Below are 21,630 nucleotides of genomic sequence, written 5' to 3'. Positions count from 1 at the left end.
CATTAACTTTTCCAGCAATGGCGATGAACTTCAAGGCATGACATCAGGTACCGGAGAATTGCCCCTTCATCGGGACGTTGCGGGAAAATTAATGATATAGATTATATTAATTGCAGGAGGGTCTCATTATGAAAAAAGCATTCAAATTGATGTCTGTCATGGTCATCTCTGCGCTTCTGGTAATGAATATGGCTGCTTGTTCCGGCAACGGAACGAACACAGGCAACGGAACGAACACGGACAACGAAGCGACGGCCAAACCGGATGCGGAAAAGCCAGCCTTAAAGCGACTGAACGTATGGCAGAACGAAGAATACAATGCATACCCGGTAGCCAAGCTGCTCGAAGAAAAAACGGGCTACAAAGTGCAATACGATATGCTGCCTCAAGACAAGTGGGCGGAGAAGCTGAACCTAATCATGTCCTCCGGCGAAGCGTATGACATCGTCACTTCCTATAACGACATGGCTTTATATTCGGATTATGCGCAAAAGGGTGCGCTCGTCGACCTGACGCCGCTTATCGACGAATTTGGCCCAAATATTAAGGCGGCTATAAAGCCCGAATCGATGGAAGCGCTTAAGGTAAATGGCAAGCTATACGCAATCCCGGTAACCGTTACGTATGATATCAACAGTTCCATACTCATCCGTACGGACTGGCTCGATAAGCTGGGTCTGTCCATGCCGACGACGACCGAAGAGCTGACAAACGTTCTCACGCAATTCAAGGAGAAGGACCCAGGCGGCAACGGCGACCGCAACGTACCACTTACGATCAAGGGTGACCAATCGATGATCGACAATCTCGTAGGCGCGTTCGGCATCGCCAATACTTGGAACGACGTAGACGGCAAGCTTGTGCCGCGTGTCATGGACCCGGCATTTAAGGATTATGTCGCTTACGTAGGCAACTTGTACGAGAAAGGATTGATCGACCGAGAATTCGTAGCCAACAAAGACGCTACAGCGAAGGAGAAATTCGCAAGCGGCGTAGCTGGCGCCATCGTTGTTCACTGGGCGGACATTCCGGCCATCTCGGATTCCCTTGCGAAGACCAAGCCGGAGGCCAAATTCGCTTTCGTGCCGGCGCTCAAGGGGCCTAACGGAGAAGCCGGCTTCGCGGCAAACGCCGGATTTGACCGTCTGACGTTCATTCCGAAAGCATCAAAGCATCCGGAAGATGCGATCAAATGGATCAATGCAAGCCTGGAGCCGGAAACGTTCAAAAATATGGCGATCGGTGTAGAAGGCACGCATTATAAAGTAGTAGACGGAGCATACGAGCCTATCCAGCCGATCTTCACCGACGAGCGCAACTTGGCGAATAACTACATGGCGGGAACGGATGAAGAAAACTATCCGCAATATTGGCAAGCGCGCGTTCGCAAAAACCCGGTAATGTTTGATGCGTTTAACTTCCTGAACAACGAGCAGCCAGCCGAGGTGAAAATCAAAAACGTTCTGGGTCTTGCTCCGTACATGCAGCAATATTCGAAGACGAATCAGCAATTGAGCACCATGGTTGGCGACTACACGGTCAAACTGATCGCCGGCGCGGAGACCATCGATAGCCTTGCCGACTTTCAATCCAAGTTTATGTCAGCGGGCGGGGAAGCGGCTTCAAAGGAAATTAACGATTGGTACGCAACGACTAAATAAAAAACAGGATAAGCGGTGGTGATCCTTTGTTGCTCACACCGCTACTTCGATCTAAGGGAGAGATCATCATGAAACATGCAGTGTATTCGTTCGAACGTCAAGTGAAAACCCATGCCAAGGCCGACGTTGTCGTCATCGGAGGCGGACCTGCGGGGACGGCCGCTGCCATTGGCGCGGCCAGACGCGGCAAACAGGTGATCTTGCTGGAGAAGTCCGCTCAACTCGGCGGTATGGGGACGCTTGCCAACGTAAGCGTGTTTATGCCTGTCGGCAATGTGACCGGCATCTACCGCGAGATCATCAAGGAGATGCTGGCCGACTATCTGCCCGCAGGCCATGACGAATCGGTCGCGCCGCAATATTCGCCATTTTTGCTACGCCAATACTTGAATGACAAAATGAAAAAGGAGGGGGTATCAGTCTACTTCCATTGTGAATTCGTGGGCACGATCCGCAGCGGCAGCGGGATCGGTTCGGTTATCGTCTCGACGCGCGAAGGCCTAAGGGCGATAGAAGGCGATGTCATCATCGATTGCACGGGCGATGCGCGAGTAGCCATGGATGCGGGTGTACCTTACCGCACGGGCCGCGAGTCTGATGGACTCACGCAGCCGATGACACTTATGTTTACGATGCAGGATACGGGAAAGCCAGTAGAGAAGATACTTCCGGAAGGCTGTTATTATTACGAGGAGGTATCCGATCTGCCGCAGGGGCGCAGGTTATATTGGAAGCAGCGCGAAGACGGCGTTTTGCTCATTAATATGTCGCGCGTCAAGGCGAACGGAGCCGATATGGAGCAAGTCAATTACGCGGAGACCGAAGCGCTTAAGCAGGTGTTCTCGATCGCGCATTATTTGCAGAGAACGGGCTTCGAGACATACGCCATCGCACACATCGCACCGCAGACAGGTGTTAGGGAGACCAATCAAATTGAAGGGCTGTACACGTTGACAGAACAAGATGTTGTAAGCGGTACGCGTTTCCCGGACGTGGTCGCCCAAACAAATTACGAGATCGATATTCATAGCCCGGATGCGGGCAAGACAACCGACGAGCGCCGCGTAGACGGCTACGATATTCCGTATCGCACGATGGTGCCTGTCGGCGATATCGACAACCTGCTCGTTGCGGGCAGATCGATTTCCGCAACGCATGTCGCGATGTCTTCGATGCGCGTCCAAGCGACTTGTTATGCGCTGGGTCAAGCAGCAGGCATTGCGGCCGCGATCTCGCTCGAAGACGGCGTGCCCGTTCGCGAAGTAGACATTGACAAGGTGCAGGCCGAGCTTGCCAATCAAGACGCTAGACTGTTAGGCCGTTAAATTAGGAGAAGGGAGATGGCGGGCGATGTATCGATTGCTTATCGTGGATGACGAACCGGCGGTCCGAGCGGGCTTGCGCGCTTATTTCGATTGGGCCGCTTACGGAATTGAAGTGGCAGGCGAAGCGGATGATGGAGACGTGGCTCTTGAGATGATCGCCCGCGATCAGCCCGACCTTATACTAACGGACGTCCGAATGCCGAACATGGACGGTATTACGATGTCGCAGTGTATCTCGTCCGAATATCCGGCCATGAAGATCATATTCGTGAGCGGGCACGACGACGCCGATTATCTTAAATCAGCGATGAAGGTCAGCGCGGTCGACTATATATTTAAGCCGGTTAATTTGCAGGAGCTGAGTACGGTCATCAAGCGCGTCGTTGCCGATCTGGACGCGGAGAGCTCCGAACGGATTTATAAGCAGGAGCTGCTCGTTAAACTAAAGGAAGGTATGCCGCTCCTGCGTGAGAAGTTCCTGCTCTCCATGATCAGAGAGGATGCGCCGAAGTCGGAATTGGCGGAGCGGGTGTCGTTTCTGGGATTGGACTTGCCCGTGAATGCTTCCTATTGGGTGATGGTCGTCTGCGTGGATGATCTTGCCGATGTGATGGCCAGCCGTTCCGAGCGCGACCGCCAGCTGCTGTGGTATTCGGTGCTGAACATCTACGAGGAGCTGCTGGATGCGCATCTGCGAGGGTATGCCTTCGAGCAACGTACCGGCGAATTTGTAGGCGTGCTGAAGGTGTCGGAGCCCGGCGGCGATTCGGTATCCGAAGCGGCGGAGGCACTGTTTGCGCTGGCCGGCGACCTTCGCTCCAATCTGGAACGCTGGCTCAAGATCGGCGTGACGATCGGCATTAGCGATATGGCAGGCGGCTTATCCGGACTGGCGCCAGCTTACAAGCAAGCTCGCGAAGCGGTCGATTACAAGTGGTACCTTGGCAAAAACCGTATCATCACTATGGACAGTCTGGAGAGCGCAGAGCCGGAGGAAGGCGCCATGCGGAAATACGATTACGAGCTCAATGAGAAGCTGATTTCCGCACTCAAGGCGGACGATGAGGACAAGATTAGTGAAGCCGTGGAGATGATTTTTGCCAGCTTGTCCTACTCCCGCCCGGACGGCCTGAAGTACGGCCGCAATCTGTGCATGCAGCTCGTGCTCGCGATCGGACAGCTGCTCATGGAGCTTGGCGCGGGGAACCCCGAACTGGAAGTTATGGAGGGAGAGCTGACAGAGGCGTTGTACGCGAAGGAGACGTTAAAAGATATGCGGGGGCTGATCGAATCGTATCTGGCGACTGTTGGGGAACACATTCGGGAGAAGCGGACTGGCAGGGTGGCAAACGTCATTGAGCGAGTACGCGGGTATATCGATCAGAACTACGCCAATGGCGGGCTTACCGTAGCCGATATCGGCAAGGCGGTCTATTTGTCTTCCACGTACGTCAGTCTCCTGTTTAAGCAAGAGACGGGGCAGACGCTGGGCGAATATTTGACTAAAGTGCGCGTGGATAAGGCGAAGGAGCTGCTGCGCGATCCGCAGTACAAGTTTTATGATATTTGTTACGCGATCGGATATACCGACCCCAGTTACTTCTCAAAGCTGTTCAAAAAGGTAACGGGTGTTACACCTAGCGCATACCGGGGGTCTCATGCGTAGAGCCTGGGTCGCCGTAACCGGCTTGCTTTCGCCGCTGCTCCAGCCAGCGGCGATTCGCCGTTTCTCGATCCCCCGTTCTTGGTTAATCGCGTATCTGCTGCTCATTGTGCTTCCGGCGGGCATTTTCTTGTATGGTTATTACGCGCGTTCCGCGGATATTCTGAGGAGCGAGGTCATCCGGACGATGCAGCAAGCGCTAAAGCAGGCCGGGAGCAATCTCTCCTACCGGCTGGAGCGCATCGAGGATATTAGTGACGCTGCATTCATGAACGCAAACCTGCATTCGTACTTATCCATTAATTCGGATGATCAGTCCATCGGCACACAGATCAAGGTGATTGAGGATTTGCGGTATTTGGTCGAGACCGTACAGTCTAACTCCGACGTGTTTCATGTTCGGGTGTTCGTGGACAAATCTAAGCTGTATGCAGAAGAGAGAATCAATTTCTTTACGCTGGATAGCTTGATGGTTAGACCGTGGTTTCATTCCATCATCGATGGAAACGGTGGGATCGTATGGACGGGTGTCTACGAGGAGTCGTATCTCGGCGGCTCCAATGAGACGATATTATCTGCTGCCCGAATGCTGCGGGATCCCGATAATTATGACAAAGTGTCCGGTGTGCTCATGATCGACGTCCGTCAAGACATCGTCTCCAATATTTTATCCGATCTTCAGTTCGCCCCGGGCACAGCAGTTTATCTTGTTGCTCAGGATGGCTCAATCGTTTATCATCCCGATGAGGCACTTATCGGCAAGGCGGTTGAACCTCACCTGTTGGATGCGCTGAACGAGGGGGCGGAAGGAACAAAGTCGCTTCTGCTGAACAATGAACAAAGCGACGTGCTGTATACGACGCTTGCGCCGACGGGCTGGAAGCTTGTCGCCCAGGGAACGGAATCCCAGCTGTCGCCCGCTACGCAGCGACAGACGAAGCAGTCAGAGTGGCGCTCGCTGATTGAATATGTCGCGTTGTTTCTGATCCTTCCGTTTGTCCTTCTGGCGATTATCGTGCGGGGGATGAACCGGCGAGTCAATCACGTGATCACCGTCATCCGAAAGGAAGGGAAGGAGGGCAAGGAAGCGATCGACGGTCTGCATGAGTTACCGGCGGTTAATGGTGACTTCCATATGCTGGAGCGAAGCGTCGACCATCTGATCCTAAGGGTGCGTACGCTCGTCGAAGAAAACTACAGAGCTGAGATTCGCGAACGGGAAGCCCAGCTGTCAGCGTTGCAGGCGCAGATCAATCCGCACTTCCTTTACAACACGCTGGATACGATCAACTGGATTGCCATCGGTAAGGGTGCGACCGACATCAGTATGATGATCGACAGTCTCGCGAAGTATTTCCGTCTCAGTCTCAATAAAGGAAATACCATCGTAAGCGTTACGGACGAGCTGAGGCTGGCAGAGGTGTATCTCGAAATTCAGCAGAGCCGATTTTTCGGCTCGTTCGATTTCAAGGTGGCTGCGGGGGATGAGTTGAAGGCATATCGCATGCCTAAGCTTATCTTGCAGCCGATCGTCGAGAACGCGTTGCTGCACGGCATACGCAAGGCGAAGGACCGGAAAGGGCTTATCGATATTACGGTGGAGTTGGATCAAAGCGATCTCGTTTTCGTGATTTCGGACAACGGCATTGGCATGGACGAGGAGATGTCACGCAGACTGCTGACGGAGGAGCGAGTCAGCCCTGGTGATCACACGGGCAACGGAAGCTCCTACGGCTTGTTTAACGTGAACGAGCGGATCAAGCTGCACTCTGGTGAGGGGTATGGCTTGAGCGTCTCGTCGAAACTCCGTGCGGGTACCTCTGTCACCGTCCGGATGAAAGCAGAGTTTATGACCTCCCGAGATTCTGAAGAAAATAAAGTTTAGCTGCATGCGATAGGGGATCGGGGTTATCCTGGCATCGTCTACGAGCCGTAATCGCAGAAGACATTCGTTGAGTCGCCTCATTGAAGGGTGGAGACACAGTATCGGAACCTGATAGAAAGTCGCTATTTTAGCGGCTTTTTTGTTATATCGATACAAGTTCATGTCTCGAGGACGAGAACTTGTATCGATTGCCGCAAAGGAAAAGAACATGAGCTGACTATTGATTAGTTAAGTTTCTAGTTAAGTCTACATGCTCATTCATCCATAGCTTGCGAGCACAGCTCCTGAAGATGGCGGCTGACGATCTGCTCAATTGTCTCCGGCGTGTAGAGCTCAGGGCGGAGCAAAGCGAGTATCGTCAAGCCTTCGACAATCGCGGCCAATCTTAATGTTTCAAGTTGAATGTCTACCGAAGGGAGGAGAAGCTTCGCCTCAGCTAGGATTTCGAGGACGGCTTTTGTCAGGTAGTGGAGTCCGTCCGTGAGCTCGTCTTTTTTAGCTTGTAATGCCAGACTCGTGAGGGAGCGGATGGCGAAGACCCACCAGACGCCGCCGGCCGTTCGTTTTTCTGCATCCAAAGGGAGCAGTTGTAACAGAATATCCCTCGCAGCCTTCATCGGAATAGGGCTTATTTCGAGGCGCTCTTCTGCTCTGGCAACTCCTCTTGTCAAATAATAATCCACGATAAATAGCAACAGCTCGTCCTGTGTTGAAAAATAATGCCGCAATGCGCCGGGTGATAACCCTGCCGCAGCTGCAATGGCACGGATTGACGCGAATTCGATCCCTTTTTCTTTAATAATATTCCATGCTGATTCGGCGATCAGTTTTCTTTTTTGTTCGTGATCCACGACTTTCGGCAAGGCTAACGCCCCCTTGTTTTATTTAGCACAATGAATTAAAATAAATAACACACTGTGTTATTTAGAGTTTATTTAGTTATATCGCGTCGCAATTAACACGTCAATAGTACTGGACTTTGTTGTGATTGACGGGAGGGAAGCAATGCTAGAGCAAATCGATGGATTTTTTCGTTTTCGTACCACCTGTTATCATTGCAGAAGAGAGTTTTATGTCATTGAGGGGACTCAAGCTTACGACCGTGTGAAACGAAATTTCAATGGAATGCATTGCTGCGAAGATTGCAAAAACAGGATCGAGCTTGAAGCACGATTGCAGTTAGGAAGACGACTGTTGACCGGCAGAGATTAGGTTGCAGGACAGAAGGGGCCATCCCTGAAATGTATGGGCACTCGTCATACTTGCATGTTACAGGCAGAACTTCATACTCATAGGGAAGGAGCTTAGCTCCATTGGGTATTACATGCCCGGCAATGTCGAGGGACTAGAACATGGCCACATAGAAAGTCGCTAATTTAGCGGCTTTTTGTTATATCGGTACAAGTTCTTATCCCGAACAGCGGACAAGAACTTACGCAGCGCCAATGACAATTACCGACAAGTTAAATAATATGCCGCGTTTATTATAGCGGCTCCTTGAGTGCGTAACGTCTGTAAACCGCACCCTAGTGCGGTTTTTTAGAGGCTAGTCGTATTAGAAGTTATCCTGGCCGTGCACATCCGAGCACGAAGATTGTTCTTTACGCTCAATGTGTCATCTGCAAATGAAATTAGCTTATAGAGCTAGGCGAAAAGGTAGCATATTTAGCTTGTCAAACTTTTTTATCCTTTATAATATGTAAGTAGCACTTTGACTGAAGTGAGCATTCTTCAGCTGATGGTTTGAAAGCGCTCTCCTAAGTTATCCGGTTGACGAATGATCAGGTGTAATTAATTGAACGTATTTTTTACCAGATGGGTGCAACTGACATTAAAGACAGAATCAGATGGTTAAGGAGGACTGCGTTGGTTACATACAAATGGCGAATCAGGCGGTCGTTGTTCTGGAAAATTTCGGTTTCGTATCTCCTTGTGCTTGTTATCCCCATATTAATTAGCAGTTTTGTATATAAGACAGCTGTTCAAGCGGTTAAAAAGGATGCGATGCAGCATAACTTACAGATGCTGGAGCAAACGAGATTAATTATGGATGCCCGCCTTAAGGAGATCGAAGGAATTGGTAGACAGATTGTCCTGGATTCTAAGATGAATTCACTTATGAACGCCAGAGACATTGAGGAGGGCTCTCCGAAACAATACCTTGTTTGGAAATCGGTTCATGATAGTCCAAATTTCCACCCGATCAACACGTTCGTTCTTAATCATTTCGTGTTTTTTCGCAATAATTCCGTGGTAATCTCATCAGATACGGCATTTCCAGATATAGAATGGTTTTGGAAGAGCTTGTTCAGGGACAATGCATCCCTAGACAAACAACAATTTCAACGTATGCTCTGGGAACAGTTTCATCAGTCGACATTCTTGACCGGCAGTCAAGTGACACTGGATAAGAAACAACATCAAGTACTCTATTATCTACATTCGTTTCCAGTGGATGCTATAAATAATCCTCTCGGTGTCGTTCTGATTTTGATTGACCAGTATCAAATCAATCAGTTATTAAGCAAGCTGGATATCGGGGAACGCGGATTGATATATATAAGTGATAATGAAGGCAATATCGTCACATCCGTTACAGGTAAACAGACGAAGATAGCTCCAGAGGAGCTAGAGGGTACATCGAACAAAGACGGTTTTTTCAAAACAGATCATGGGGACCAGTTATATATTTCACAAGTAGTTTCGAGTCTGAATGGCTGGAAATATGTATCGGCTGTGCCTGCTTCAATGGTACTTGCCAAAGTACACCACATTAAAAACGTTACTATGGCAGCAGCGCTCATAACAATCGTATTAGGTACTTTTCTTGCCTTCTTTCTAGGTTATCGTGATTGGAAGCCAATTAAGCAATTGCTTCAACAGTTGCGTGGGTGGATGGGGAGCGGAGAGGAAGGACATACCAATGAGTATAGTTATTTGAAAGACTCCATTTCCCAGTTGATTCAAAATCACCAGCAGCTAAATGAGAAGGTTCAGGAGCATATTCCGCTGCTTCAGCAAGCATTTTTCCGGAGACTTCTTTATGGCGAATTTATTAATGATAAAGAAATAGAAATTTTTCAAAGTAATATTGGCATGGAGTTATCGGACCGGAGTTTTTTCGTTTTGCTTTTACGCCTTGATGAAGGAAAAGGAAACACAAGCGAAGCCTCTCTAGAAGAAATACGCATGTTAAAGATTGTAATTAATAATGCTATTGAAGGTTACATGAAGCATTTAACGTATTTCCAATACGATATCGACGAATATAAATTTGCGCTTATAATCGAATATCATGACGAAGACAAAGAAAGGCAGAATGGGATCGAGGGAGTAATAAAGATTATGCAGAACATAACCAGTAGCCTAGATCATCTTTGTCAAATGAGATTGTCCTTTGCTTTCGGCAGAATTTATAAGGGAATACGCGATATAAGCATGTCTTTTTATGAAGCAAAGCAAGCCCTTGAGTACGTATTGAGTAAAAACCAAGAGCAAAGATTTGCCTGCTATGAGGACATTCCTCAAGAAAGCGATAAGTACTACTTTCCAATAGATCTGGAATTAAGATTGGTAAACAGTATTAAATCAGGGAATCAAACAGATGTCGAACAAGTATTAACACTTCTCTACAATGAAAATTTTGCAACCAGGAATTTATCCTTGCCTGATGCAGAACAGTTCCTTTATTTGATGATTGGCGCTGTATCTCGGGGAATAGATCAGACAAAAGATATGGCAATTCATGAACTGTACATCGAAATACAGCAAAGAAATGAAGTCATTGAAGAGCTATTTATTAAAATCGGGAAAGCATTCCTCCGTTATTGCGAAGCAATTCATTTCAATGATCAATGTGCGAAGACTGAATTGCGAAATCAAGTAAAGTCATTTATCCAGCAAAACTTTGTGCGCGATGATTTGACGCTAGCCATGGTCGCCGACGAATTCAGAATAACAGAAACAATGATGTACCATCTTATAAAGGACTATTTGGGGATGACATTTAGTGACTACATCGAAAGCTTGCGGATCACTCGAGCTTGCGAACTGCTTAGAAATCGAGAAGTTGCGATCAAGGAAGTTGCACTGATGGTCGGATACAGCAGCGATCGTTCTTTTCGAAGAGCATTTAAGCGAGTAATGGGAGTTTCACCGATGGCCTATTCCAGTTAACCAAGAATTAATGAGTTTAAACAGATGTCCGTTGCTCTGGTCTCAAAACCAGGCAAAGGTCATCTTTTTTTTGATATTAACGAGTTTTTGACATGGGTCCGCCCTTTACAAAATGTCCTCATCAGCATCGTTGTTGCCAATATTGCTTAACATCACCTTTTTAAAGAAATGTCCGCTCATTAAATGATGTCTGTTGTGTACATTAACTTTTCCATGATAGTTTGAATTACAGTTTCCTATGACGAGTGAAGGGAGGTGAACAAATTTATGAAAGCGAATACGGAATCAATCCTACACAAACCACCGATTAGAGTTAGAATGAGAACCGGCTTTAAAAGAATGCTGAATCACTGGCCATTGTATATTCTGATTTTACCGCCGATCATTTATATAGCTATCTTTAACTATGTTCCAATGTACGGTGTCCTTCTCGCCTTTAAACAATATCTGCCTTTGGAGGGCATCATCGGTAGTCCATGGGTGGGATTCAGTCACTTTGAACAATTCTTCAGTTCCCCGTCCAGCTGGAGAATAATAAAAAATACGATTCTTATCAGCATATACTCGCTAGTCGCTGGTTTTCCGCTACCGATCCTGCTGGCTGTAGCCCTGAATGAAGTTCGAATCAAGTGGTTTAAGAAAACGGTACAAATGTTAACTTATGCGCCGTATTTTATCTCCTCCGTCGTCCTGGTAGGGATCGTGATGCAAATATTGGATCCACGTATTGGCCTTATCAATCAATTCATTCAATTATTCGGCGGGGAATCGATTAATTTTATGGGTGATCCGCAATCGTTCAGATCGATTTACGTTTGGATGGGAATATGGCAAGGAACTGGGTATGGGGCCATCATTTACTTAGCGGCGCTTGCCGGAGTAAGCAAAGACTTACAGGAAGCTTGTATCATTGATGGTGCAAGCAAGATAAGACGGATATGGCATGTTGACTTGCCAAGCATCAGACCAACTATTGTGATCTTACTCGTACTAAACGTCGGTGGCATTATGAGTGTTGGATTTGAGACCATTTATTTAATGCAAAACAATCTGAATCTTTCTGTTTCTGAAATTATATCGACTTATGTATATAAAGTGGGACTCATCAACTCTAACTATGGATTTTCTACTGCAATTGGTTTATTCAACTCTGTAATTAATTTGATTTTACTTATCACCGCCAATTTTACAGCTAGAAAGTTAACGGATTCCGGGCTCTGGTAGGCGTGGAAATTGAAAAAAGTTCAGAGGAGTGGCATTGTGAGCAAATTGATTAAACCAACAGTTGGCGATCGAATTTTTGATGTATTTGTATATGCTGTACTATGTGCGGGGTTTATTATTGTGGCTTACCCACTCCTGTATGTTTTAAGTTCATCCTTTAGCGATCCACAGGCTGTTGTTTCTGGTAAGGTGTGGCTTTTTCCGGTAAAACCAACGCTGGAAGGCTATGCTGCCGTGTTCAAAAATTCGCAAATTGTAACCGGATTCATGAATTCATTATTCTATATGATTGTTGGTACGACAGTGAATATCGTTATGACTGTACTAGCGGCTTATCCACTATCTCGCAAAGAGTTACAAGGAAGAAGCGCAATAACACTTTATTTTGTCATTACAATGTTTATTTCAGGGGGATTAATCCCCAGTTACTTACTTGTTAAAAATCTGGGATTGTTAGATTCGCGCTGGGCATTGATTATCCCTGCCGCCATGTCCGTATGGAATGTAATCATAACACGAACGTTCTTCCAGGCAACCATTCCGCAAGAGCTTTATGAAGCAGCACAGCTAGACGGCGCGGGTGATTTCCGCTTCCTCGTCAGTATCGCAATCAAACTGTCAGCTCCGATCATTGCTGTCATGGCGCTTTATTATGGCGTAGGTCATTGGAACACGTACTTTAATGCACTCATTTATTTAAAATCGCCCGATTTATTTCCTTTGCAAATCATATTAAGGAGCATTCTGGTGGTGAATAATATCGATCCGACCATGGTGGTAGATTTTGAAGCGCTTCAGCGCAAGCAAGGTCTGGCCGATGTATTAAAATACTCTGTGATCGTTGTCGCTAGCGTTCCGGTTCTGCTCATTTACCCCTTTGTACAAAAATATTTTGTTAAGGGGGTCATGATTGGCTCGATTAAAGGCTAGGCTGAAAATTTGTAGGGCGTGACAGGTTGAAAACAAATTGATGTGGGGGGTTACAATGAAAAAGAGACTTCATTTGATGGTTTTAATTATCCTTGTTTTTGCAATCACGGCCTCAGGATGCTCTTCTAACAAAGCGAATACACAGATTCCTGAAGAGCGTGAAGAAGCTGCTGTTGGGGAGACATTTCCTATTGTAAAAAACAAAACAAAGCTCAAATTTTTGGTTGTACAAAACCCGATGATCATCGATTACAAAAATAATGAATTTGTTAAATGGTACGAAGAGAAATCCAATATTGAGATCGAATGGGACGTCATTCCGTCTGATTCAGCCACGGAAAAGGTAAATCTGATATTAAACAGCGGTGATTTGCCGGATGCATTTTTTGGGGTTACTTTTAATGAGGAACAATATGCCGTGTCACAGCAGATGTTTTTGCCATTGGATGACATGATACCCACATATGCGCCAAACTTCGAAAAAGTTATGCAGAAGCATGATGGATTGAAAGGCATTATTACGGCCACAGATGGAAAGATATACGGCCTGCCTTCATGGAATGATTGTTATCATTGCAGCATGTCGAAGAAAGTTTGGATAAATAAACATTGGCTGGAGCAGCTCGGGCTGGAAGAACCGAAAACTACGGAAGAATTTTATCAGGTATTAAAAGCGTTTAAAGAGAAGGATCCGAACGGCAATGGAAAGGCTGATGAAATTCCGTTTGCCGGAGCTGCAAGCGGTGGATGGAATACCGATCCAAACATATTTCTTATGAATGCGTTTACCTATAGCAGTGCGGATGACTTAAAACTCATAGTTAAGGACAGCAAAATAGAAACCATTGTGAATACACCGGAATACCGCGAAGGGCTGTCTTACATCCAAAGATTATATAAAGAAGGTTTGCTATATAATCCATCGTATACACAAAATAATGATCAATTGAGACAATTGGCAGCTAACCCGGATGCCGAAATTTTAGGAGCTTTCGTTTCAGGAGCCAATGTTAACATTATTGATGAGGCAACCGTTGGACCGGAACGATACAGACATTTTGTCGCGCTGGCGCCGCTGGAAGGTCCTAAAGGCGTTCGACATGCGACCCATTCGAAGTATGATGCAGCTATCCCCGGATCGTTTTATATTCCTGCTACAAGCAAAAATCCGGAAGCTGCGCTTCGGTGGGCCGACTATCTCTATACTTTTGAAGGAGCTATTACGAAGAAAGTAGGGCTGAAAGGAGTTGGATGGGAAGAGGCCAAACCGGGAGATGTAGGACTGAACGGAAAACCGGCTTTATCGAAAAGACTTATTCCTTATGCCGAGGAACCCCAAAACCATTCTTTGATGCACATCGGGGTCGATTATGCACCCGAGGAATTCCGGTTCGGCGAGGCGGTGGATCCGAATGTGGATCCCTTTACGGCTGAAGGGCTGGAAAAGTTGTTACGTGATGAAACGAAAAATAAATATGAACCGTATGTACCGAAAACCGATGCATTATCTGTTTTACCACCAATTAAATTCAAGGCGAATGAGAGTCAACAAATCCAGACAATATCCGTTGAACTAGCCAACTACGTAAAGGAATCAGCTGTTCGCTTTATAATGGGTGATTTAAATCTCGATGCAGATTGGAATAAATATGTTGAGAGTTTGAACAATATTGGGTTGGAACAATACTTGGAAACTTATCAGAAAGCTTACGATCGTCAGTACAAAGAATAGACGCAATTCTAACGGCAGTTCTCCAAAATCTTTAATAAATGAGGACCCTAACTAACGGGAAGTGATCGTTGAATAAAGTAGAGCAGGCAGTTGGTCAGAGGGGACTGAACCCATAACGTGTGACAAATTAAAAACACCTTCAAGAGAATGCAACCATGTCGTAAGATATGGGGACAACTTTGGAGGTGTTTTTGCGTTGGCAACAAGAGTCAGCAATCCAGTAGAAGTGAAAAAGAAAGCTATTGAAATGAGGTCGGATGGGATTCCAGTGAAAGAAGTCATGGACAAACTAAATATACGAAATAAGACACAAGTGGATACCTGGATGAGATGGTCCCCGTCTCACAAACGAGGGTCAGTCCCTGTCTTAACTGGAAACTTTTTTTTATAGTGTGTTAATCTGTAGTGGACTCCATTTAAAAAGAGGGATGTTACTTGAAAAGAAACGTATTATATATTGAAGATAATGAGAAAATAGGCAGTTGGGTAAAGGAAGAATTGGAACAGCGAGGGTTTTCGGTTCAGTGGCTGCTAACTGGTGAAGGAGCTGAAAAAGAAGTCAATCAGCAAGACATTGTTATTTTGGATATCATGTTACCCGGTTTAGACGGATTTACTGTGGGAAGACGATTAAAGAAGACAGCTCCTGCTATTCCTATTTTGCTGTTAACTGCTCGAACATCGATAGATGATAAAGTAGATGGTTTGCAATTTGCTGATGACTACGTAACGAAACCATTCCATACAGATGAATTAGTTGCAAGAATAGAAGTATTAATCCGTCGTAGTGGTGGATCCACATCCGATCGCATTTCGTTAGGAAATCAGATTGAAGTAGATCCGGAAGGTCAAATGATATTTGACAAACACACAGGAGAAGAAATTATTTTAACAGGGAAACAGCATCAAATCTTAATGTACTTCATACGCCACCCTAATCAAGTTTTAACAAAAGAACAAATTTATGAAGCTATTTGGGAAGAAGCTTATATAACAGGCGATAAAACACTGATGGTGCATATCCACCGACTGCGTCAAAAGCTGGAACGTCATCCCAATTCCCCCGAGATTATTGAAACGTTGAAGGGAATAGGCTATCGGGTGAAACTATGAAGCGAAACAGATCATTATTTCGTCGTTTTCTAAAAGTACATTTTCTATTTATCTTTTTTCCTCCCATTATGATTATTTTCATCAGTGCGTTTTTTGGGGTTTCAGATATCCATGATAAAAATGTAAATACGTTAAATCTGTTTTACGTTACCGTACTAGTGTTTGGTTTTATTATTGTCGCATTTGTGATCTTATCTTGGCGCTTCTTCTTGAAACTTCAAAAACGTCTTGCCCGCTTACAAGAAGTCATGTCATTTTCAGCTAAAAACAACTCGTTTCCTAAAACCATATCTGTTCAAAATGATCGTATGGATGAGATAGACCAGTTAGGAAGTTCTTTTAATTGGATGATTCAGCAGCTTGAAGACAGTCGTAAACGAGAATATGAAGAGGAGTTATTACGACATCGACTCATTGCGAATTTATCTCACGACTTACGAACACCGCTTACCATTTTGAGAGGACATGTCACCCGTTTAAATAAAGAACCCATGAGTCAAGAAGGACAAAACTCGTTAACGGAGATCAACCATACGATTACAAGAGTCGGAGATCTAATGGATGATTTACTGTCCTATACATTGCTTACCTCGGGAAAACATCCTTTCGTGCCCGTTTCAACAGATATTGGACGTCTAGTAAGAGCATCTGTTGCTGCGTGGTACCCTGTATTTGAAGACAAAGAAATTCAGCTTGATGTTGATTTACCGGGAGAGGAGACTTTTTATTGGGAAGCAGATCCGAATTGGATGACACGGGTTTTGGATAATTTATTTCAGAATATTCTTCGCCATGCAGCAGAAGGGAAATATGCAAACATTGTGGTTGATGTAGAAAAAGAACAGATCATTATTGCAGACAGAGGTCCAGGTTTGGATAACTCTTCCCATGAGCATGGGGCAGGGATTGGTTTATCGACTTCAAATTATATGTTGAAAAAAATGAAGCTGAAAGCTGACTTTACCTCAAATGAAAATGGCACAAGAGTAGTTATTGGTAGAGCGTAACCCAAAGGTAACCCGGAAGTAAACACCATGATAACCGTGATGTAACTTTGCTACTTTATAATGAGAGCCATAACAGAAAGGGAGTGTTATGGTTGCTTGAAATTAATAACTTAGTCAAACATCGCGGATCTCAAGAAATCTTATCGGGTATCAGTTTTAAAGCGAGACCTGGCAGAGTGACTGGTTTTTTAGGTCCAAATGGGGCAGGTAAAAGCTCAACGATTCGCATCCTGCTTGGATTAGATCGCGCCACATCAGGGAGTGCTCTCATAAATGGCAAGCCATTCTCAGAGTTACATAATCCTCTAGCAACAGTAGGTGCTGCACTTGATGGATCTGGGGCCCATCGTATGCGAACAGGGCGGGCACACTTGCGCTGGATTGCTCGTGCCGCAGGATTGTCTAACTCACGTGTCGAGGAAGTTTTGGAAATCGTAGGTCTTACTAATGCAGCTGACAAAAGAGTGGGAAAATATTCGCTTGGTATGGGGAGAAGACTTGGAATGGCCGCTGCACTGCTGGGTGATCCCGCGATATTGGTTCTAGATGAACCCGTAAATGGGCTCGACCCGGAAGGAATTCGTTGGATCCGGACATTTTTACGTAAACGGGCTGAGTCTGGCAACACGGTGTTACTATCCAGTCATCTAATAGGGGAGCTTGCAGAGACAGTTGATGATGTGGTTATTATTAAGCAAGGAACAATCGTTGCAGATGGAACGTTGGACGAAGTAATAGGTACCCATTCCACGCTGGAGAAAGCTTTTTTTGCCCGGACATCTGATCATGCTGGTGGTGTTGTATGAGAGCATTCAACGCGGAACTATCTAAATTGTTCTCCCTGCCGGGCATTTGGCTTGCCTTTCTTGTTGGAGCATTTTCTCCTGCGGTCATAGCCGCCTTAGACAGTATAGCTCAAAAAGAGGAGATTATAACTGGAGTTAGCACACGGCTTTTGGAAGTTGGCTATATTGGATTAGCCCTTGGTGTACAAGGTGTCATCATCCTTGGTGTGCTTGCTGTCAGCAGCGAGTATTTGACAGAGAGCAGTGAATCTGGCGGAGGACAACAGATTACAACAAGTTTAACGGTTGTTTCATCAAGGCTTCAATTTTTGCTGGCAAAAGCAGGCGCTGTGACAGTAATCAGTATACTGCTTTGTATTGTTGCTATCATGACAACTGTGTCAGCTACGCATCTTGTTCTTGGTGAGTATTCCCCAGCATTTGAATGGTCGAAGCTGCTCGGTGCAGTTTGTTACTGGACATTCACTGCTCTATTAGCATTCGGGATTACTGTACTAACTAAGAATGGCACGATTCCGCTTGCTGTGCTCATCATAAATACATCCGTTGTTTCATTTAGTTTCCTGCTTTCTAAAGTTACAAAGTTAGCGTTATACCTACCGGATCGGGCTGGCCTTGAAATGTTTATGTTTCTGAGCGACAGATTCCTCACCCCGTTCATAGGCGGCATAGTCATGTCTGCCTGGGTAGTCGTTCTTTTCATTGCTGCAGCTATCGTATTCCATAGGAGGGACGTTGCTGCATGAGTGTCCCATCTATTAAAAAGATAACACAAATCCTTCGTGCTGAACTGGATAAATTAGCTACATTACCATTGATATGGCTCACTCTTATGGGTACATTCATTCTTAATTTAGGATTAGCCGCAGCTTTTACTTCTATAGGTTTACAAGGAGCAATAGGGACGCAAAAAATACTGAATATAGGGTTTGCTTCGATGGGTTATCTTCAAGCAGGATTCATTATTCTTGGGATCCTAGCTACTTGTTCAGAGTATATCGGTGGACAGATTCGAACTACGTTAGCTGCGATACCTTGTCGTGGGATTCAATTATCCATGAAGCATTTGGCATTGGCAATCATAACGGTTCCCGCGGCCTTTATTATCGCTGCATCCGGTGTACTATATACTTATATGATGATGAAAGACACAGCAGCAGCGATTGATATAGATACCATGGTAGAAGCATTAGCAGGTGCAACAGGCTATCTGACACTAACCTCACTTCTCAGTGCAGCTATAGGTGCTTTATTAAGACGAACCACCCCTGCTTTAGTGGTGCTGCTTGGTTATTATTTCGTTGTCAGTCCATTATCGAGAGATCTTCTGCCTAGTTTTAAAATGTATTTTCCGGATACGGCAGGATATTATATGTATATGCCGCCTTCCTCTGATGAAATAAATGTCCTTTCACCAATGCAAGGGACAGGGATTTCAATGATATGGACACTGATTTTTATTACGGCAGCTATTGTATTTTACCGTAAACGAGATGCTTGAGTGTAAGTTTCATCCATTCAAAAATATAACGCTAGTGATTTTTTAAAAAATTTCTGAAAAAGTACGATGGTCTATATGATAGATGTGACGGAGTACAAAAACAAAGTCTCATTGAGAGTCTCATTGAAAGTTGTAGATGGAAAAGAACCTAGACCCATAGAAAGTCGCTAATTTAGCGGCTTTTTTGTTTTATCGGGACAAGTTCTTGTTAGAACACTATGACAAGAACTTGATAACATTCCCGATATGATTTGATCGACGGCGACACGCCCTTATATTGAACTAACGGGCAGATTAGATTAGCAATCTGTAAGAAACAATCCGCACGGAAATGTACTATATTATAGTTTATGTAGCCCCTAAAGTCTAAAGAATAAACGACAAACGCAACAAAGGAGTGAAGTTATGAAATTATTGCTCACATCTGCCGGCATTAATAACAAAAGCATACACAATGCGCTAGTTGACATGCTGGGCAAGCCGATCGCCGACTGCAATGCCCTGTGTATTCCCACCGCGATGTACGGACACCCCTGGGTAGGCCCCGGCGTCAAAGCCTGGCAATTCATTAGCGGGAATTCCGAGAATCCCATGGTTGACCTAGGCTGGAAGTCCGTCGGCGTGCTGGAGCTCACAGCGCTGCCAAGCATTGACAGAGACCGCTGGGTGCCGCTAGTAAGGGAGACGGACGTCCTGCTGGTTTCGGGCGGCGACGCCCTCTACCTGTGCCACTGGATGCGGCAGTCCAGACTTGCAGACCTCTTACCGTCTCTGCAGGCAGTTTATGTGGGACTGAGTGCCGGGAGTATGGTGATGGCACCTAACATCGGGGAATTCTTCGTTGGCTGGACTCCACCCACTGGCGGCGATGACGCGCTGAGTCTGGTTGATTTTGCAATATTTCCGCATCTGGATCACGAAATGCTGCCGAGAAACACCATGGCTGATGCAGAGAGATGGGCCGCCGGGATGCAAGGGCCAGCGTATGCGATTGATGATCAGACCGCCATTAAAGTGATCGACGGAACGGTTGAAGTTGTTTCCGAAGGGAATTGGAAACGTTTTTCGCCCCTCCTATAGGAAGAGTGGAGAAGTGCACAATGGAGAAAAGATTGCCTCATTGTCCTCTAGTATTTCTCCGAGCTACACCAGGGGAAAAACATCGCATTTAACCTTGTTTTGATAAAAGGCTAGAATAAGAATGAACAAAGGGATGGTAAGCTATGCGGGCAAATGAGGAATTCAAACTGGAAGAAGGGCTGGAAGACATTACGGGAGTTACTTGTATTTACGTACCGGTAAGTGATGTTTACGAGTCTATTAAATGGTATCAAAAGAATTTAGGGTACCAACCTGCAAACAACGATCATGTTGAGCCTGGGATGGTCATGGCTGTTTTGAATATTCCCGATCGGAATGGAAACCTGCCTTCGCCTGGTTTAAGGCAAGTTGTACCCGCTCTGTTCCTTCACAAATCAGACGAAGAGGGCGGGCGATTACGCTTTTCATGGTCATTGGACAACGGCAAGCCCCACGCAATTGCATGTTTTATTACACCACGGATCGAAGAGCTATTTGAACGTTTTAAGAAAAACGGAGTGAATATTTTAGGAGAACGGGTCACAAGCGGACCAAACATAACGTTTGCTGACCCTGACGGTAACATATGGGAAGTTTGGCAGCCTTTAATCGATTAATCAGATCAATTTCGCTAACGGGAGCTGAATAAAGAAGAGGAGGCAGCCGGTCAGAGCAATCGGTTGTCTTTTTTAAATGTCGAGGGACAAGAATATGGACCATTGAAGTCGCTATTTTAGCGACTTTTTTATTTTATCGGTATAATTTTTTTGCACATGCCTTGGTACAAGAACTTGTACCGATTACCGATTAGATAGATTTATTTGAATTTTTTGAACGACCGGTCGTTAAATTATTGACAATGCATTATGATAATCCTTATAATGGCATTAATTCAGATGAAGGGAGCCTGAAGGTTATCAAGAAAAGAGAGATTACATCAAGTCATATCGTCCAAGCGGCATATGAGCTGTTTGCAGAGCATGGGATAGAGAGAACGAGTTTAGGCTTGATTTCTAAAAAAGTAGGCATAACGAAATCCTCCATATACTATCATTTTGCAACAAAGGAAGAGTTGATTAGCCGAACATTTGATTATATTTTTAGGGATCATTATTTTTCTGCTTACTTTAACGCTGAATCCGTTAATAAAGACAATTTTGTAGAGACGATAATTCGGGGCGGTTTAAATATGCTGCCAAGCGATGATGAAGAGTATCGTTCAACATTAAGAGTGCTCAGTGAGTTCACGATGCTAGCCGAGCGTGATGAGCAATTTAGAGCTCCCTTATTGAAAGTTCAACAAGATTTTATCAACGGTTTCTGTGATTTATTGTCAAAAGGCAGTGATCTGGGTCTAGTTGAACCTACAAAAATCGAAGTCAGTGCTAAAATTCTTGCCCTTCTTATTGATAATTTGTCTAGATGTAAGATGATGAAGATGGATTTGGAGTATCAGATGATTTGGGAAGAAACGGTTAATAGAATTATTATTCGAGAAAATACATAGTTAACTTATAAGGAGAGATC

At 45.3% G+C, this 21,630-nt stretch carries 17 protein-coding genes and 1 pseudogene; 17 read left to right on the top strand and 1 reads right to left on the bottom strand.

Annotated elements, in window-relative coordinates; translation table 11 throughout:
- Positions 1 to 128: 128 nt before the first annotated feature.
- The 4 genes from AC3RCL_RS15665 to AC3RCL_RS15650 all read left to right on the top strand — a co-directional run bounded on the left by AC3RCL_RS15665 (position 129) and on the right by AC3RCL_RS15650 (position 6,534).
- Positions 129 to 1,661, top strand: a complete 1,533-nt coding sequence (locus AC3RCL_RS15665; RefSeq protein ID WP_492530550.1) for an extracellular solute-binding protein — start codon at positions 129 to 131, stop codon at positions 1,659 to 1,661.
- 68 nt (positions 1,662 to 1,729) lie between these two features.
- Entirely contained in the window at positions 1,730 to 2,986 is a 1,257-nt protein-coding gene (locus AC3RCL_RS15660) for an FAD-dependent oxidoreductase (protein ID WP_492530548.1), read from the top strand.
- 25 nt (positions 2,987 to 3,011) lie between these two features.
- The gene (locus AC3RCL_RS15655; protein ID WP_492530546.1) at positions 3,012 to 4,652 is read left to right on the top strand and encodes a response regulator; all 1,641 of its coding nucleotides are present in this window, start codon (positions 3,012 to 3,014) and stop codon (positions 4,650 to 4,652) included.
- Entirely contained in the window at positions 4,645 to 6,534 is a 1,890-nt protein-coding gene (locus AC3RCL_RS15650; protein WP_492530544.1) for a sensor histidine kinase, read from the top strand. The genes AC3RCL_RS15655 and AC3RCL_RS15650 overlap by 8 nt, the downstream gene beginning before the upstream one ends.
- Positions 6,535 to 6,788: 254 nt before the next feature.
- Here AC3RCL_RS15650 and AC3RCL_RS15645 read toward each other — a convergent pair whose 3' ends face one another.
- Positions 6,789 to 7,397 carry a TetR family transcriptional regulator C-terminal domain-containing protein gene (locus tag AC3RCL_RS15645; RefSeq protein ID WP_492530542.1) on the bottom strand — a complete coding sequence of 203 codons (609 nt, stop codon included), beginning with the start codon at positions 7,395 to 7,397 and terminating at the stop codon, positions 6,789 to 6,791.
- A 1,003-nt stretch (positions 7,398 to 8,400) separates the two neighbouring features.
- Between AC3RCL_RS15645 and AC3RCL_RS15640 the strand changes: the two genes are divergently transcribed.
- The 13 genes and pseudogenes from AC3RCL_RS15640 (at position 8,401) to AC3RCL_RS15580 (ending at position 21,610) form a co-directional block, all read left to right on the top strand.
- Positions 8,401 to 10,710: a helix-turn-helix domain-containing protein gene (locus AC3RCL_RS15640; protein WP_492530540.1), complete on the top strand. Its 2,310-nt coding sequence runs from the start codon at positions 8,401 to 8,403 to the stop codon at positions 10,708 to 10,710.
- Between the two features lie 267 nt (positions 10,711 to 10,977).
- Entirely contained in the window at positions 10,978 to 11,934 is a 957-nt protein-coding gene (locus AC3RCL_RS15635; protein ID WP_192571818.1) for an ABC transporter permease, read from the top strand.
- Positions 11,935 to 11,967: 33 nt separating this feature from the next.
- Entirely contained in the window at positions 11,968 to 12,864 is an 897-nt protein-coding gene (locus tag AC3RCL_RS15630) for a carbohydrate ABC transporter permease (protein WP_492536376.1), read from the top strand.
- Positions 12,865 to 12,919: 55 nt separating this feature from the next.
- Positions 12,920 to 14,596 carry an ABC transporter substrate-binding protein gene (locus AC3RCL_RS15625; RefSeq protein ID WP_492530537.1) on the top strand — a complete coding sequence of 559 codons (1,677 nt, stop codon included), beginning with the start codon at positions 12,920 to 12,922 and terminating at the stop codon, positions 14,594 to 14,596.
- A 196-nt stretch (positions 14,597 to 14,792) separates the two neighbouring features.
- Positions 14,793 to 14,951, top strand: a pseudogene (locus tag AC3RCL_RS15620) (IS3 family transposase); the annotation flags it as partial.
- An 80-nt stretch (positions 14,952 to 15,031) separates the two neighbouring features.
- On the top strand, positions 15,032 to 15,709 hold the full coding sequence (locus tag AC3RCL_RS15615) for a response regulator transcription factor (RefSeq protein ID WP_277745884.1): 678 nt from the start codon (positions 15,032 to 15,034) through the stop codon (positions 15,707 to 15,709).
- The gene (locus AC3RCL_RS15610; RefSeq protein ID WP_492530534.1) at positions 15,706 to 16,716 is read left to right on the top strand and encodes a HAMP domain-containing sensor histidine kinase; all 1,011 of its coding nucleotides are present in this window, start codon (positions 15,706 to 15,708) and stop codon (positions 16,714 to 16,716) included. Before AC3RCL_RS15615 ends, AC3RCL_RS15610 begins: the two co-directional genes overlap by 4 nt.
- A 92-nt stretch (positions 16,717 to 16,808) precedes the next feature.
- Positions 16,809 to 17,522, top strand: a complete 714-nt coding sequence (locus AC3RCL_RS15605; RefSeq protein WP_277745882.1) for an ABC transporter ATP-binding protein — start codon at positions 16,809 to 16,811, stop codon at positions 17,520 to 17,522.
- The gene (locus AC3RCL_RS15600) at positions 17,519 to 18,268 is read left to right on the top strand and encodes an ABC transporter permease (protein ID WP_213578694.1); all 750 of its coding nucleotides are present in this window, start codon (positions 17,519 to 17,521) and stop codon (positions 18,266 to 18,268) included. The genes AC3RCL_RS15605 and AC3RCL_RS15600 overlap by 4 nt, the downstream gene beginning before the upstream one ends.
- Positions 18,265 to 19,023 carry an ABC transporter permease gene (locus AC3RCL_RS15595; RefSeq protein ID WP_213578693.1) on the top strand — a complete coding sequence of 253 codons (759 nt, stop codon included), beginning with the start codon at positions 18,265 to 18,267 and terminating at the stop codon, positions 19,021 to 19,023. Before AC3RCL_RS15600 ends, AC3RCL_RS15595 begins: the two co-directional genes overlap by 4 nt.
- 405 nt (positions 19,024 to 19,428) lie before the next feature.
- Positions 19,429 to 20,103, top strand: a complete 675-nt coding sequence (locus tag AC3RCL_RS15590; protein ID WP_492530529.1) for a Type 1 glutamine amidotransferase-like domain-containing protein — start codon at positions 19,429 to 19,431, stop codon at positions 20,101 to 20,103.
- Between the two features lie 143 nt (positions 20,104 to 20,246).
- Positions 20,247 to 20,720, top strand: a complete 474-nt coding sequence (locus AC3RCL_RS15585; RefSeq protein WP_492530527.1) for a VOC family protein — start codon at positions 20,247 to 20,249, stop codon at positions 20,718 to 20,720.
- A 242-nt stretch (positions 20,721 to 20,962) separates the two neighbouring features.
- Entirely contained in the window at positions 20,963 to 21,610 is a 648-nt protein-coding gene (locus AC3RCL_RS15580) for a TetR/AcrR family transcriptional regulator (protein WP_492536374.1), read from the top strand.
- Positions 21,611 to 21,630: the final 20 nt, after the last annotated feature.

This window comes from Paenibacillus sp. MT86, assembly GCF_058792535.1.
The sequence above is the reverse complement of the archived record's forward strand: the minus strand, read 5'-3'. Positions and strand labels throughout refer to the sequence as shown.